Annotated in this window: 11 protein-coding genes; 6 read left to right on the plus strand and 5 right to left on the minus strand. The window is 51.5% G+C overall.

From position 1 onward, the window contains the following. Position 1: 1 nt before the first annotated feature. A complete protein-coding gene (locus CAGA_RS05910) occupies positions 2-1,930 on the minus strand; it encodes a fructose-1,6-bisphosphatase (RefSeq protein WP_135658871.1) in 1,929 nt (642 codons plus the stop codon). Positions 1,931-2,187: 257 nt separating this feature from the next. Between CAGA_RS05910 and CAGA_RS05915 the strand changes: the two genes are divergently transcribed. Together CAGA_RS05915 and CAGA_RS05920 are read left to right on the plus strand one after the other, a co-directional pair. Next, positions 2,188-3,591 carry a uracil-xanthine permease family protein gene (locus CAGA_RS05915; RefSeq protein ID WP_135658873.1) on the plus strand — a complete coding sequence of 468 codons (1,404 nt, stop codon included), beginning with the start codon at positions 2,188-2,190 and terminating at the stop codon, positions 3,589-3,591. 358 nt (positions 3,592-3,949) lie between these two features. Then, a complete protein-coding gene (locus CAGA_RS05920; protein ID WP_135658876.1) occupies positions 3,950-6,010 on the plus strand; it encodes a sensor domain-containing diguanylate cyclase in 2,061 nt (686 codons plus the stop codon). 152 nt (positions 6,011-6,162) lie between these two features. Here CAGA_RS05920 and CAGA_RS05925 read toward each other — a convergent pair whose 3' ends face one another. From CAGA_RS05925 to ilvB, 4 genes are all read right to left on the minus strand, one after another. Further along, positions 6,163-6,852: a DUF975 family protein gene (locus CAGA_RS05925; RefSeq protein ID WP_135658879.1), complete on the minus strand. Its 690-nt coding sequence runs from the start codon at positions 6,850-6,852 to the stop codon at positions 6,163-6,165. Positions 6,853-7,107: 255 nt separating this feature from the next. Beyond that, the gene (gene ilvC / locus CAGA_RS05930) at positions 7,108-8,109 is read right to left on the minus strand and encodes a ketol-acid reductoisomerase (protein WP_135658882.1); all 1,002 of its coding nucleotides are present in this window, start codon (positions 8,107-8,109) and stop codon (positions 7,108-7,110) included. A 76-nt stretch (positions 8,110-8,185) separates the two neighbouring features. Next, entirely contained in the window at positions 8,186-8,686 is a 501-nt protein-coding gene (ilvN, locus tag CAGA_RS05935; RefSeq protein WP_135658885.1) for an acetolactate synthase small subunit, read from the minus strand. An 11-nt stretch (positions 8,687-8,697) separates the two neighbouring features. Further along, on the minus strand, positions 8,698-10,323 hold the full coding sequence (gene ilvB, locus CAGA_RS05940; RefSeq protein ID WP_135658888.1) for a biosynthetic-type acetolactate synthase large subunit: 1,626 nt from the start codon (positions 10,321-10,323) through the stop codon (positions 8,698-8,700). Between the two features lie 308 nt (positions 10,324-10,631). On the opposite strand from ilvB, the gene CAGA_RS05945 reads away from it, so the two are divergent. The 4 genes from CAGA_RS05945 to CAGA_RS05960 all read left to right on the plus strand — a co-directional run bounded on the left by CAGA_RS05945 (position 10,632) and on the right by CAGA_RS05960 (position 16,241). Continuing rightward, on the plus strand, positions 10,632-11,969 hold the full coding sequence (locus CAGA_RS05945; protein ID WP_135658891.1) for an amino acid permease: 1,338 nt from the start codon (positions 10,632-10,634) through the stop codon (positions 11,967-11,969). Between the two features lie 223 nt (positions 11,970-12,192). Continuing rightward, positions 12,193-12,678 (plus strand): complex I 24 kDa subunit family protein, encoded by a 486-nt coding sequence (locus CAGA_RS05950; RefSeq protein WP_407932278.1) that lies wholly within the window; start codon positions 12,193-12,195, stop codon positions 12,676-12,678. Beyond that, positions 12,671-14,545: an NADH-quinone oxidoreductase subunit NuoF gene (locus tag CAGA_RS05955; RefSeq protein ID WP_135659071.1), complete on the plus strand. Its 1,875-nt coding sequence runs from the start codon at positions 12,671-12,673 to the stop codon at positions 14,543-14,545. Before CAGA_RS05950 ends, CAGA_RS05955 begins: the two co-directional genes overlap by 8 nt. Positions 14,546-14,549: 4 nt before the next feature. Next, positions 14,550-16,241, plus strand: coding sequence for a [FeFe] hydrogenase, group A (locus CAGA_RS05960; RefSeq protein ID WP_135658897.1), 1,692 nt, complete (start codon positions 14,550-14,552; stop codon positions 16,239-16,241). Positions 16,242-16,243 lie beyond the last annotated feature (2 nt).

The following is a 16,243-nucleotide window of genomic DNA, read 5'->3' on the forward strand; positions in this document are numbered from 1 at the left end:
TTTATTTTTCTTTGATTGTACCGCTTCGGTAAGCCTGAAGCAGTGCGTCCAGTTCTTCAATCTGCCGGCTTAGGTCGGCGCCATTGTCCGTATCCGCAACGGTCACACGCTTTTTAATTGCTTCCACAACCATGACCTTCGGTGAATTTTCCTCTACGCAGCATCCGGTTTTCAGCGGTTTATGTTCCGCCAGCGCCAGATAGCGCGAGTTGAAGATGAAGGTGTACCCCCCGATTCCCGTCTGCGATTGGTACGCCTTGGAAATACCTCCGTCGATCATAAACAGAAGCCCGTCGCCCTTGACCGGGTTTTCGCCTGCCTTGACCGGCACATGACCGTTGATAATATGGGACGTTTCGGGGTCAAGGCCGAATTCCCTTAATATCATTTCGCAGGCGGAACGGTGTTCAATATGGGTGTAATATGGATTCATTTTCTCATAATGCGTTTCCTTGTCTTCGATGAAATAGCGTTCGAAGGTGGAGAGCTTTTCTTTGCCGAACAGCGGCGATTTCGCACCGCACCACAAGTACCACATCATATCTTTCGCATTTTCTTTTTCGGCGGAACCGCAGGGCGCAAAATAGGCGTTTCGCGCCACACCGTCGAGGAATTCCAGATATTCGCGTCCGGAATGGTTTGTTCCGAACGATTTGATGACGTCCAGCCGGCCGTCTTCCGTCAGCGGGATGCAGCCGTGGTAAAGCAGGTTACCGTTGATGCGCAGGTACATGCTGCCGTGGGAATATAAGAAGCGGATATGCTTATGAAGCCGTTCGCTGTGGCAGAACGAAGCGGTGATGGTTTTCATCAGCTCGGTCTCGGCTTTCGTAAGCTCTAGCGGGTTGTTGGGGTCTACGGTGGGGAACAGGTTGTCGCGCAAAGGATATTCCTTTCCATCAAGCTTGATGGTTCCCTTTTTAAAGTCGATTTTATCGAGAAGGATACGATCATCCATTCCGTATTCCGGATGTTTCTTAATCAGCTGCCCCTCCACCTTGAACTGGATAATCGCCATGGCCTTGTGCATTTTTGCGGCCAGAGGGATGTCGACCGGGTCGTACTGGTTTTCGTCCAGAATATGCGGGATAAAGACTTCGCACGGGTCGTCGCGGTAAGTCTGCTCCGCAAAAACGGACAGCGGGCGCAGGTTGATTCCGTAGCCGTCCTCCAGAAGGTCAAACGTATTGTAGCTGATGCCAAGCCGGATTACGTTGGCGATGCAAGCCCAGTTCCCGGCGGCGGCACCCATCCAGGAAATGTCGTGGTTGCCCCACTGGATATCGACGTCGTGGCAGTTGATTAGCGCGTCCATAATGGCGTCGGCGCGCGGTCCGCGGTCATAAATATCGCCGATAATATGTAGTTTATCAATCAAAAGCTGCTGAATTAAGTGGCACAGGGCGGTGATGAATTCTTCGCTCATGCGCGTTGCAACAATAGAACGGATAATTTCGCTGTGGTAGTGCGGCTTGTTGCTGCAGTCCGCGTGGAGCAGCTCGTCGATGATATACGCGAAGCTTTCAGGTAGCTTTTTCCGGACTTTTGAACGCGTGTACTTGGAAGCGGCTTCCCTGCACACCTCCACTAGACGGTAGATGGTGATGCGGCACCAGTCGTCAAAATCCTGCTCCTGCTTCCTCTTTTTGGGATATTCGGTTTCAGGGTAATAAATCAGTTTGGCCAGAGCGGTGCGCTCGCCTTCCGACATGGACTGCTCGAACAGCTCGTCGATTTTTTTTCGTACAACGCCCGAAGCGCTTTTCAGTTGATAAAGAAACGCTTGTTGTTCTCCATGCAGGTCGCTGAAAAAATACTCTGTACCCTTTGGAAGGCTGAGAATGGCTCTGAGGTTGATGATTTCGGACGCGGCGGCCTGTGCGTTCGGGTAATCCTTTGCCAGAAGCTTTAAGTATCGCTCGTCAATCATGAAATTTACCTCCTCATTTTATTCAGCTTCAGGGGACGCTGATAGAGTTTAGATGCGTTTGTAACAATAATATATTGAGATTCTTGTATATTTTGTCATTCTTACCTTATAGTTTAGACTATTTCAAAAAGAAAATCAATGATCATGATGTAAAATATTAATGAATGAAAGCGGATAAAGAGTTGCATTATGTTGAAATATGGGATATAATAAAAAGAATGCAAAAAAATAATTAGTATAATACGGAGGGATATTTTTTGTCAACCAAACAAACCGTAACGGGCTATCTGCCTGATGAAAGGCCGCCTTTTTTTAAACTCCTGCTGTTCGCCTTCCAGCAGATCATCGTCATGTTCCCGGCAACCGTACTGGTAGCGCTTCTGACCGGCTTTCATGTGTCCACCACGATATTTGCCAGCGGGCTTGCCACCATTGGATTTATCCTGATTACGGGGAGACAAATCCCTTTGTTCTACGGCTCCAGCTTTTCCTATATTACTGCGATCTGTTCCATTACGGGCGCGAAAGCGTTCGCCGGACCAGTTGCGGACGACAAGATTGCCGCCGCGCAGTTCGGAATCGTGCTTTCCGGCCTTGTTTCCATTGCGGCGGGCCTGATTATTAAGCAATTCGGGCAGGAAGCGATTGAAAAGGTTCTGCCTGCAACCATCACCGGCAGCATCGCCCTGGTGATCGGCCTTTCCCTTGCCGGAACCGCGCTGGGCGATCCGGTCAACCTTCCGAACGGGGTTTCCGAGGCTTCCAAGGCGCTGGCACTAAATCTTTCTTGGACGATCTGTATTGTTACGCTGCTTGCTACTATCCTGTTTTCCGTATATTTGAAAGGCACCTGGGGTCAGATTCCGATTCTTCTAGGGCTTCTGACGGGATATGTCTTGGCTCTGATTCTCGGTGCTGTCAACCATATCCCTTTCTGTGATTTCAATAAAATCCCGGAAACGCAAACGCTCTTTTCCATTCCCGCAATTGGCTTTGCGCTTCCCCATTTTACCTTGCCGAAGGCAGATTGGGCGGCGGTCGCGGCCATTATGCCGATTGCAATCGCAACGATTCCGGAATCCACCGCGCACCTATATCAGCTGGATATTTACGTCAATAATCTTGCAAGGCGGAAAGGCTCGGACAAAAAGTACCCCATTTCGGACAAGCTCGGCCTGAACCTTGTCGGCGACGGCCTGGGCGACATGATCTCCGCTTTAATCGGCGGTCCGGCGGGCACCAACTACGGCGAGAATCTGAGCACCATGGCCATTACGAATAACTTTTCCACGCCCATGCTGATTACAGCGGCGATTATCACCATGATTATTTCCTGCTTTACACCGCTGACCGCAGCGGTCTACTCCATACCGAACGCGGTAATCGGCGGCATTTCCATTTACCTGTTCGGCGTTATCGCTTCGCAGGGTATTACCATTATGATCAGTAAGAAAGTCGATATGTTCGATTCACGCAACCTCGCGGTTATCGCTACGGTTTTGATTATCGGCATCGGCGGCAGCTTCGCGTTTTCCGACGGAATGATCCCCATGTTCGGCGCAAAATTCCCGGCGATTGCGACAGCGGCTATTTTCGGTATTCTCCTGAACCTACTTTTGAACATCGGCAGGCCGAAGCCCGAGGCACAGTCTGAGGACTAACAATAAAAAATGCTTTCAGGGCGTCCGTTTTAACGGGCGCCTTTTTCTTATTTGTGTTTATGAAACTCCCTTTTGTGACTCCGTAAAAGAAAGAAGAAAGCAAACTTTTGTTAAGAAAATAAACAAATGTCCAAATATGACAAATGGCGGAGCAATGTAGAAATTGTTCGAAATGTGAGGAATATTGAAGGGAAACGGGAGCTTCGTTTTGGTATTGGTTACAAATCTTTGGTAGATTGCGCCAAAGCTGCCCATTGAATCTTTAGTGAATATAACAGCGTTCTTCTATTGCATAAAGAGAATAATCTGCTATAATTAACTTACAAATTTTTACAAGCAAAAAAGGGGGAAGGCAAGCTTGAAAATTCGGAAATATCTCATCTCTTTATTGGCTGCCTTTTCCATTGTTCCCGTGCTTACGGTTATGATATCAAGTATCTCACTCTTTCAGAGTAAAACGGCGGAGTTTTTGCAGAAAAATGCCGAAAGCGAAGCCACGCAGGCGGCGGATATTGTCGACCAGTTTTTTGCGCAGAGAAAGTCGTCGCTGGAGGTTACGGCGGATCTACCGGGCGTGAAAGAGCTTTTGTTTTTTTCGAACGAAGGAAGGTCGGAGAGCGAGCTTGAACCATACCGTCAAATGGCGATTAATATATTGAAAACAATGACCTCCAGGCAGACGGCTATCCGCGATGGAAATTCTCGGGGAAATTACGTAAAGCGGTCGTGTCTGGTGAACCGGGAAAATATCGTCATTGCTTCCGACGACAGCGAGATTATCGGCACGCGTTCCACGATTGGCGAAAATATGCGTGAGCTTTCGGCGGATAAAATGTATATATCCAATATTATGAAGAATCCGATTTTTTTACAGGGGCATAAGTATTTCGAAGTAGCCGTACCGATTTTTTCCGGAAGCAATTACGAGGGATTCATCCAGTCCACCATTGATATGACGTATTTTGATCAGATCTGCCGCCGTGCGTTTATGGAAACCGGGCGAACCTTTATTATCGACCCCATGGGGAATATTGCGAGCGAACAGTTTACGGATACCGACGGAAACACGCTCGACAATATCAAATGTATGAACGGGAACAGCGATTTTTACCAACAGCTTCAAAAGATGGATTTGGAGAAACATCCGAGTGGTGCTATTTTTTACAGCGTCAACGGGGAAAACAAATGTGGATATTACTCTAGTGTGGCGGGGGACCGCTGGATCGTTGTAAGCGCGGTTAAACAGGAGGAGCTTCTGCATCCCATCCGGCGCATAATTAACATTTACATAATCTTGCTGTTGATTTTTATTATCCTGATGATCGGCTTTTCCTGTTTAGCGGCCAACCGTTTTTTAAACCCGATCCGGGATATGTCCGCCGCGTTTGTAAAGGTGGAACAAGGGGATTATCAGACCCAGCTTTCCGGTACATATAAAGGAGAATTCGCCGAAATGGCGTCGTCGTTTAATCATTTAATTGAAAAAATTAAGGAGGATACCGATGTGTTAAAGCTGAATGAGACACGTTATGCGCTGATTATGGAAGAAACGAATCAGGTTGTTTTTGAGTGGGATATTCTTCTCAATCAAATCTACCACACGGTTTACTGGACCAACAAATTCGGATTCTCCGCCGTGGAGGAGCATCCGGATTCGGAAATTCCAAAATTCCGCCAGGTCCATCCGGATGACCAGATCATTATGGATGACCTGTTCCGTTCCATTCTACAATCGAAGCAGCCCGGGCCGGTTGACGTGCGCATGAAAGACATCAGCGGCAAGTATATCTGGTGCACGGTGAATGTGAAGGCGCTGTACGACAAGGAGAATAAACCGTACCGTGCAATCGGCCTCATTACCGATACGGATCGGCAGAAGAAGAAAATCCAGCAGCTTGAAAATAAATCCCAGATGGATTTATTGACGCAGCTCTATAATAAGGTAACTGCGGAATCACTAATCAAGAAGCATCTGAAGGATTGCTCCCGGAAGCTTTTACAAGGCTTTATTATTATCGATATTGATAATTTCAAGAGCATTAACGATATGCTGGGGCATATTTTCGGCGACGCTGTTCTGAAAAAAGTGGCGACGGAAATCAAGGCCCTTTTCCGCGCAACCGATGTGATCGGCAGGACGGGTGGCGACGAATTCATCGTTTTCATGAAAGATTTGGATTCCAGGGAACTGCTGAGCCAGAAAATGAAGGAAATCTGCGAGGTGTTCCGCAACGCCTATACGGGCGAGGACGGAACCTATAAGGTATCCGCCAGCGTCGGCGGGGCGGTTTTCCCGGATGACGGCACTACGTTTGCAGAGTTGTACCGGCATGCGGACGAAGCGCTTTACGACGCAAAGGACAGCGGGAAAGACAGCTACCGCCTGTATTCCGGTGCGTTAATGGAAGAGGCGCAGTAAATCGAAACAAAGCCCTCTGGCGAAAATGAACCGAACCAGTAAAAATGGACAATAGACAAAAGCTCCTTATGTAGGGAAATGAAAGTACTACATAGGGGGCTTTTTGTGCTATCCGCATAATCTGAAGCAGTTCAAAAACCGGAGGGAATTTTTTAGTATTGATAGGGCTGCCGGTATTCCTGTGCAGGCTGGACAAGGCCAAGCTCCGCCGGATTCAGCATGTTTGTCTGGATCGCGCGGTCGCGCAGGTAAATATAAAGCTCCGTCATGGTTGCGTTAAAGTAAGGAATGACGAACAGAATCCCGACACCTAAGCAAAGCGTGCCGAGCAGGAACCAGCCGAGGAAGGAAAGCTCAAGGACAAGGATATTCCATTTTTCCCCGTTGGTCATCATGCGGCTGATTTCCCGCGCTCGGCTCCCCGGAAGGGACGGATTGTCCGCCAGCAGGTAGGGAACCATAGTGTATTCCAAAGCTTTTATAATTCCCGGAACTACAAGGAGAAGGGACCACAGGCCGATTAAAAGGTTTGTAACAAACATGGCGCCTACGCCGTTTGAATAATTCAATTGGAAACCGCTGAAAACCGTTCCGAAATCCGTCACGCCGAAATGATTGTGCAGAAAAAAACGGCAGGTGCCGATCACAAACGGCATGGAAACGAATATCATAAGAAGAATATCTCCGTAGGGAGGTAAAGTCCAAGCCATATGGATCCCTTTTGTCAGAAAGCTGTACCCGCCGCCGAGCAGGCTTGTCAGAAGCGAAACAGCGAAAGCCACCCAATAACGCCCGGTGAGTGCAATTTTTGCGTTCGATTTTAGAATGGTTCTATTCCACATAGAAATCCCCCTGTAAAAAGTATCCGTTTGTAAAGCGATATCATATTTATATTCAAATTTTTCTTGTTTGTGCCCTAAACCCAAAATTAAGATTTAGATAGAAAAGGTGCTCCGCCGGCATTGCGCATGGGCCAAAAATGCCGCCGCCCCGTTCCCAGACGCCAGGCGCCCCCTTAACCGGGGTTTTGCCAACCGGTGTCTGAAAACGGACACGGCGGATACCGTTCTTTTGATTATACGAATGCTGGGCGCGGATTAGTCGATCGGATCGTCATTCCACGCATACATTTTGCGAAGCTCCTTGCCGACTTCCTCAAGCTGGTGGCTTGCGGCAATGCGGCGGCATGCGTTGAAGTGCGCACGGCCGTTCTTGTTTTCGGCAATCCACTTGCTGGCAAAGGTGCCGTCCTGAATTTCGGAGAGGACTTTCTTCATTTCTTTCTTTGTTTCTTCCGTAATCAGGCGCTTGCCGGTTTCGTAATCGCCGAATTCCGCGGTGTCGCTGATGGAGTAGCGCATGAGGGAGAAGCCGCCCCTGTAGATCAGGTCTACGATCAGCTTCATTTCATGGATGCACTCGAAATAAGCGTTTTCCGGTGCGTAGCCTGCTTCGACCAGCGTTTCAAAGCCGGCCTGCATCAAAGCGGTTACACCGCCGCAAAGCACGCACTGTTCGCCGAACAGGTCGGTTTCAGTTTCAATCTTAAAGGTGGTTTCCATAACGGCGGCTCTTGCGGCGCCGAGCCCGGCGGCGTAGGCAAGCCCGAGATCATGCGCATGGCCGGTGTAGTCCTGCGCCACGGCGATCAGGCACGGAACACCTTTTCCCGCGGTGTATTCGCTGCGGACGGTATGGCCTGGCCCCTTCGGCGCGATCATAAATACGTCGACATTCTTCGGCGGCTGAATCTGGCCGTAATGGATGTTGAAGCCGTGCGCGAAAGCGATTGCCTTGCCTTCCGTAAGGTTGGGGGCAATGTCTTTTTTATACATATCGGCCTGACGCTCGTCCGGAATCAAAATCATAATAATATCGGCGGCCTTCGTCGCTTCTGCGACGCTGAGAACCTTTAAGCCGGCGGCTTCTGCTTTTTCCTTGCTCTTGCTGCCTTCGTAAAGGCCGACAATTACGTTTACACCGCTGTCACGCAGGTTCAGCGCATGGGCGTGGCCCTGGCTGCCATAGCCGATAATCGCAACGGTCTTCCCTTTAAGCAAATTGATGTCGCAATCTGCTTGGTAATAGATTTTTGGCATTTCTAATTCCTCCTGGCCTTACGGCAAAATATTAACGAAATACTTAAGCGAAAATGCTCAAGCATTGGTTGGCGGTTTAAGGATTCTTCTTTTTTGTGGTGGTGGCGCCTTTTTCAATGGCGAGCGTGCCGGCACGGACGATTTCCTTAATGCCGTACGGCCTTAAAAGGCTGATGAGTGTCTGGGTGCGTTCGTCATTGTCGCACAGGCGGAGCGTCAGCGAAGTGGTGGCAACGTCGACAATCTGCGCCTGCATCAGCTCGGCAATTTTCATAATTTCCGCGCGCTGTTTGGTGTTGCAGCTTACCTTGATCAGCGAAAGCTCGCAGCTTATGAAGCGGCCGGGTTCCAGAACCTTCACCTTAATGACGGGTATCAGCTTGTTGAGCTGCTTTTCCACCTGCTCCACAAGGTATTCGTCGCCGTTCACCACAATGGTGATGCGGGAAATGGTGGGATCCTCCGTAATCCCGACAGCGAGGCTGTCAATATTGAAGCCGCGGCGGGAAAACAGGCCGGAAACCTTGGAAAGGACGCCCGGCTGGTTTTCAACTAAAACGGAAAGGGTATATTTCATTCAGCCGCCTCCTATATCGTCGGCGCGTCGGGATCCACCCGGCACACCAGTATAAACGCTTTGTCGGATTTGAGCATTTCCGCCGCAAGCTTTTCGGCTTCCTCGTTGGAGGAAGCAAGCGCACAGCGGATTCCGTAGGCTTCCGCCAGCTTCACAAAGTCCGGATTGCCCTCCAGGACTGTCAGCACATAGCGGCTGCCGTACTTTTTTTCCTGAATTTCGCGAACCATGCCCAAACGGTCGTTCTGCATCAGGATGATTTTTATATTGACGCCGTACTGGCAGACGGTGCCAAGCTCGCACATCGCCATCTGGAAGGAACCGTCGCCGCAGATGCACAGAACCTGCCGGTGCGGCTTCGCCAGCTTTGCGCCGATGGCGGCGGGAAGCGCGTAACCCATGGTGCCGAGCCCGCCCGAAGTGAGGAAACGGCCTTCCTTTACGTTGAAATTGCGCGCGGCCCATATCTGGTTCTGCCCTACGTCGGCGGTCAGAATGGCGTCTTCCTCCATCATGGAGGAAAGCGAACGCATAAAGGAGCGCGGCTCCACAAAGCCGCTTTGGCTGTCCGGTTCGCCGACTGGCTTATATTCGTCTTTATAGCGCAGGACGGTGTCAATCCATTCCTGCGGCACGGAAACATTGGACTGCTCGGCAAAATCGCGGAGCACCAGCCGAATATCGCCCACAATGGGGATATGGGCGGTCATATTCTTGCCGATTTCGGCAGGGTCAATATCAATATGGATAATTTTTGCCTTTTCCGCCATTTGTTCCGGGGCGGAAACCGCCCGGTCGCCCACTCGCGCGCCGCAGAGGATCACAAGGTCGGCTTCGCTTACGGCGCGGTTTGCGTTTTTGTGCCCGTGCATGCCGATCATGCCAAGATACAGCCGGCTGTCCATCGGAACCACGCCAATGCCCATCATGGTGGAAACGACGGGGATGCCGCTTTTTTTCGCGAACGCGACCAGTTCATTCCGCGCGCCCGCCAGCACGACACCGCCCCCGCAGACCAGAACCGGGCGCTTTGCTTCCTGCATGGCGGCAAGTGCCTTTTTAATCTGCATGGCGTGTCCCTGTGTGCGCGGCTTGTAGCCGATAATTTCCGCGCGCTGGGGATAGATAAATTCTGGGACTTTAGAAAGCTGAATATCGACCGGAACGTCGATCAGCACCGGACCGGGGCGTCCAGTAGAGGCAATGTGGAACGCTTCTTTAAAAATCCGCGGCAGGTCCGAGGCGTTTTTTACCAAATAAGAATGTTTGGTAAACGGCTCGCATGCGCCGGTGATGTCCGCTTCCTGAAACACGTCGCGGCCAAGCAGTTCGGAACTGACCTGACCGGTAATGGCGATCAGGGGGACAGAGTCCATGTACGCCGTAGCAATACCGGTAATCATGTTGGTGGCACCGGGGCCGCTTGTCGCAATGCAGACGCCCGGTTTTCCGCTCGCCCTTGCGTAGCCGCTGGCTTCATGGGCGGCGTTCTGTTCCTCGCGCACCAAAATGTGCCGGATCGGTGAGCGGTATAGGTAGTCTAGGAAAGGGCAGATGGCCGCGCCGGGGTACCCGAACGCAATCTGCACGTTCTCGCTTTTTAGGCATTCTACCATGATTTCCGCTCCGCTTATCAATGCATTCACCTCAATAAATTTACTTGGATGTTATTCCTTATATTATAGAATTTTTGCCGGAACCCGTCAAGAAATTTTAGCGAACTAAATTGCTAAATTATTGCCGGTTCTTTCCCGTTTTTTCGTTACTGCTGATGAGATTTGTGCCCCTGCCCGAACCCCCGGCTTTGCCGCGGGAAAAAAGAAAGCCGTCCGCTTTGGTTCCCGGCGGATTTGCATTTGATTAAGAATAACAATTTCTGCAATAATTAATCCGCTTTCCGGGAATTATAGAGGAAGATTATCATGAAAAACGAGGGCTAAAATCCATGAATAAAAAATTTAGCAGAAAGCATCTGGTTTTTATGTCACTTGGGAATATTATCGGCTCGGGCCTGTTCCTTGGAAGTTCCACGGTTTTGTCCGTCGCGGGGCCGGCTGCGATTCTTTCGTATCTTTTCGGCGGGTTCATCATGGCGCTGGAGGTCATGTTCATTACGGAAATGTGCGTGATCCATCCGGCGCCGGGCGCGTTCCGGGTTCACGCCTCCGAAATCTTCGGACCGTGGATCGGCTTTGTGAACGGCTGGATGTTCTGGTTCAGCGGCGTTCTGGGAATGGCGAGCGAAGTTGCCGCGGCCGCCGTTTTCACGAGCTTCTGGTTCCCAAACGTGCCGCTTTGGATATTCTGCCTCGTCTATGCGGTCGTCATGACGGGGATTAATCTAAAGGATGTAAGAGGATTAAGTGAAATCGAAATGATTCTGGCTTCGGTAAAGGTGATCGCATTGGTTTTCTTCATCCTCTTCGGTTTTTCCGTTCTGCTTGGGTTCGTCCCGGGATTCTCCGTGGTGAACCGCCCGTTTGCGTCGTGGGAAAGCTTCTTGCCGAAAGGTGTAAACGGCGTGTTCGCTTCCATGATTATGGTGATGTTTTCCTTTACGGGAACGGGAATCATCGGCCTTGCCATCGCGGAAACAGAAGACCCGGCTCGAAATGCGCCTGCCGCGATTTTTATTATTAATGCCGTTGTCATTCTGCTTTACAGCATCTCTGCGCTCTTCCTCGTGTTGCTGATTCCGTGGGATACGCTGTCCCCGACGGTCAGCCCGTTTGTCACCGTCCTCAACCGTTTGAAAATCCCGTTTTCCGACAGCATCCTGAATTTTATTGTCCTGTCCGCTGCGCTCTCCGGGTTGAATTCCTCGATGTACAGCTCGTCCCGCATGCTGAATTCCCTCAGCCGCGGCCGGCAGGCTCCGGCAATTTTCCTCAAAAATAACAAAAACGGCGTGCCGGTTTACGCGCTGGTTGTAAGCAGCGTGGCGTTGCTTTTCACAGCGGTTTTATCGTACTGGCTTCCGCAGAAGGTCTTTGTCCTGCTCGCGACCGCCAGCGGCTTTCTGGCCATGTTCAATTGGCTGACGATTTCCGTCACCCACTATTTTTACCGCAGAAAAACGCTTCGGGAAAATCCGGAAAAGCTGCGCTACAAAGCACCGGGCTATCCCTTTACTTGCTTCCTGGAAGCGGTGCTGATTTTGGCGGTTCTGGCAACGTCGCCGTTTTACGAGGGGCAGGTGTCCGCGCTGGTCTGCGGGGTTATCCTTTTTGCAGCGCTGATTCTGTGCTATTTGCTCTTGAAAAAATTAAAGATTTTAACCTGAATTTCCAAAGAAAAGAAAGTTATTGCTTTCTTTTCCGCTCTTTCTTTCGTTTTCATCCGTTGTAGTAGGATTATGGGGAACAAGTACAAAATTTCCCCTAAAAATCCGCTTGTCTATGCATTGACAAAAAAATAACAATATGATATATTTTTAACATTAATAGCAACGGCGGCATAGCCCGTCAGCTCCTGTAGGGACAAATTATATGAGAGGAGAGTTCCAATTGGAATCGGTGTGTGACGTAATCCAATTAGACAAGATACTGGAAAAGTATCAGTATGATCCCGGAAGCATAATTGCCATTCTTCAGGATACACAGGAGGTGTATCATTATCTTCCCCGGTGCGTTTTTCCCTATTATTCGAGCAAGCTGGGAATCAGCGAAGCGCAGATTTTCAGCATAGCGACTTTTTATGAGAATTTCTCGCTGGAACCAAAGGGAAAATATGTCATTAAGGTTTGCGACGGAACAGCTTGCCATGTCCGCAAGTCGACGGCTATTCTTGAGCAGCTCCGCAGCGAACTGGGGCTTTCCCCTTCAAAAAAAACGACGGACGACCTTCTTTTTACGGTGGAAACGGTTTCCTGCCTTGGCGCCTGCGGGCTTGCCCCGACATTGACGGTGAACGATAAGGTAATGGGAATGATGTCTCCGGATAAAGTGAAGGAGCTTCTGACAGGGCTGAAGGAGGGAACGATTGATGCTTAAATCCCGTGAAGATTTGCAAAACCTCCGCGCGCTTTACAAGGAGCGGTTGGACCGCCAGAAAGTAAAAATCCTGATCTGTGCCGGAACCGCCTGCGTGGCAAACGGTTCGCTGAAGCTGTACGATACCTTTATGAAGCTGATCCAGGAAAAAGGAATCAACTGCGTGGTTGACCTGGAGCATGAGCCGGAAGGCGACCCCATCGGCGTGAAAAAGAGCGGATGCCACGGCTTCTGCGAAATGGGCCCGTTGGTGCGCATTGAGCCGAAAGGCTACCTGTACGTAAAAGTAAAGCCCGAAGACTGCGAAGAGATTCTGGAAACCAGCGTGGTTGGCGATACCTGCGTTGAGCGGCTGACATACCACAAAGGGGACGAAACCCACAAACATCAGGAATCCATTCCGTTCTATAAAATGCAGAAGCGCGTGGTGTTGGAGCATTGCGGGCAGATTGACGCAACCTCCATCGGCGAGTACATAGCGAAAGACGGCTACACCGCGCTGGAAAAGGCGTTGTTTGAAATGACGCCGGAAGAAGTGCTGCGCGAAGTTGAAATTTCCAACCTGCGCGGGCGCGGCGGCGGCGGATTCCCGACCGCGCGCAAATGGTCGCAGGTAAAACGGCAGAAGGCGAAGGAGAAATACATTGTTTGTAACGGCGACGAGGGCGACCCCGGCGCGTTTATGGACCGTAGCGTGATGGAGAGCGATCCCCACAAGATGCTGGAGGGCATGATCCTCGCGGCATACGTCTGCGGCGCGAAGCAGGGCTATATCTATGTCCGAGCGGAGTATCCGCTCGCGGTAAAGCGCCTCGGCATCGCCATTGAGCAGGCGCGTGAGCTCGGTATCCTGGGCGACCATATTTTAGGGACTGACCTTTGCTTCGATATAAAAATTAGCCGCGGCGCGGGCGCGTTCGTCTGCGGCGAGGGCAGCGCGCTGACCGCTTCCATCGAGGGCAAGCGCGGTATGCCGCGCGTAAAGCCGCCCCGTACGGTTGAGCATGGCCTTTACGACAGCCCGACGGTATTGAACAACGTGGAAACCTACGCGAACGTTCCGGCGATTGTCCTGAACGGAGGGCAGTGGTTCCGTTCCATCGGCCCGGAAAACAGCCCGGGAACCAAGGCATTCGCCCTGACCGGCAACATCGTGAACACCGGCTTGATTGAAGTGGCGATGGGAACTACCCTGCGTGAAATCATCTACGATATCGGCGGCGGCATGCGGGACGGTGCCGAATTCAAAGCCGTGCAGATCGGTGGTCCTTCCGGCGGATGTCTTACGAAGGAACACCTTGACCTGCCGCTGGACTTTGACAACCTGAAAAAGGTCGGCGCCATGATCGGCTCCGGCGGACTGGTTGTTATGGATGAACACACCTGTATGGTGGAGGTTGCCCGCTTCTTCATGAGCTTTACCCAGAATGAATCCTGCGGAAAATGCGTGCCCTGCCGTGAAGGCACCAAGCGCATGCTGGAAATTCTGGAGCGGATTGTCGCCGGAAACGGCCAGCCGGGCGACGTTGAACTGCTGGAAGAACTTGCGGAAACCATTTCGGCAACTGCGCTGTGTGGCTTGGGCAAATCTGCGGCGCTGCCGGTACTCAGCACGATCAAGTATTTCCGCGACGAGTACGACGCGCATATTAACGACAAAGTCTGCCCGACGAAAACCTGCCAGAAGCTGAGGAAGATTTACATAGATCCCGCCCTGTGCAAGGGCTGTTCAAAGTGCGCCAGAAATTGTCCCGCAGGGGCGATTACCGGGCAAATTAAATCGCCGTTTGTCATTGACAGCGCAAAGTGCGTGAAGTGCGGCGCGTGCGTCAGCGCCTGCGCGTTCCATGCGGTAAAGGAGGATTAATGAAATGAGCAGAGATTTTGTAATGGTCGACAATATTCCCGTGGCAATCGAGGGCGAGAAAAACCTGCTCAGCCTGATCCGCAAGGCGGGCATTGAGCTGCCAACCTTTTGCTATCATTCTGAACTGTCCGTATACGGCGCCTGCCGTATGTGCATGGTTGAAAATAAATGGGGCGGTATGGAAGCCGCGTGTTCCACTCCGCCGAAGGCCGGTATGGTGATTTACACCAATACGCCGAAACTCCGCCGGTACCGCAAAATGATTTTGGAGCTTCTGCTGTCCAATCACTGCCGCGACTGCACTACCTGCGAGAAAAACGGTGAGTGCAAGCTGCAGGAGCTTGCAGAGCGCTTCGGAATCAAGCGCGTCCGCTTCCAGAATACGGCGGATCAGCCGAAGCTGGACGATTCTTCCCCGTGCATTGTACGCGATACCAATAAATGCATCCTCTGCGGCGACTGTGTGCGTATGTGCAACGAAGTGCAGAACGTCGGCGCCATCGACTTTATGTCGCGCGGAGCGAAAATGACGGTTAGCACCGCGTTCCATATCCCGATTGCGGAATCCAACTGCGTGGGCTGCGGCCAGTGCGCCGCTGTTTGCCCGACGGGCGCGATTGTGGTGAAGAAGGAAACGGATCAGGTTTGGGCCGCGCTCAATGATAAAAAGACCAAAGTTGTGGTACAGATTGCTCCCGCCGTGCGTGTGGGCCTTGGCGGAAAGCTGGGTCAGAAGGCCGGAGATGACTTAATGGGCAAGATCGTCGCCGCGCTCAAGCGCATGGGTGCGGACGAAGTGTACGACACCGCGACCGGCGCGGATTTAACCGTAATGGAGGAAGCGAACGAGTTCATTGAGCGTTTGGAAAGCGGTGAAAACCTGCCGCTGTTCACCTCCTGCTGCCCGGCGTGGATTCAGTACGTGGAAAAGAAGCATCCGGAGCTGCTCCCCAATGTTTCCACCTGCCGTTCGCCGATGGAAATGTTCGGTTCCGTTCTGAAGGAGGAAAACAAGCACTCCCGCCGCAAGACCGTGGTCGTGGCGATTATGCCCTGCACCGCGAAAAAATTCGAGGCGGCAAGGGAGGAATTCAAGGAAAACGGCGTGCCGTATATCGATTACGTCCTTACCACGCAGGAATTAATCCAGATGATTAAGGAATCCGGTATCTATTTCTCCGAGCTGGAATCCGAAGCGATCGATATGCCGTTTAGCGACAAGAGCGGCGCGGGCGTGATCTTCGGAGTGACCGGCGGCGTTACGGAAGCGGTTATCCGCCGTCTGGCCGAGGATAAGTCCAGCGCAGAGCTTCGTTCCATCGCGTTCAACGGCGTGCGCGGAATGCAGGGCTTGAAGGAAACAACCGTCCAATACGGCGAACGCGAGCTGAAAATCGCCATTGTCAGCGGTCTGAAAAACGCGGAAGACCTGATTCAGCGCATGAAGAGCGGCGAAACGCATTACGATTTCGTAGAAGTCATGGCGTGCCCCGGTGGCTGTGTCTGCGGCGCGGGTCAGCCGATTACCGACGCGGAGGGCAAGAAAAAGCGCGGTGCCGGCCTGTATGCGGCAGATAAGATGTGCAGCATCAAGCGTTCGGAGGAAAACCCGGTGGTTATGTCCCTGTACGGCGATCTGCTGAAAGGGAAGGTTCATAAGCTCCTTCATGTGGATTATCAAAAGGGGAACAGGTGATT

The organism is Caproiciproducens galactitolivorans, assembly GCF_004768785.1.
Taxonomy (GTDB): Bacteria; Bacillota; Clostridia; order Oscillospirales; family Acutalibacteraceae; genus Caproiciproducens; species Caproiciproducens galactitolivorans.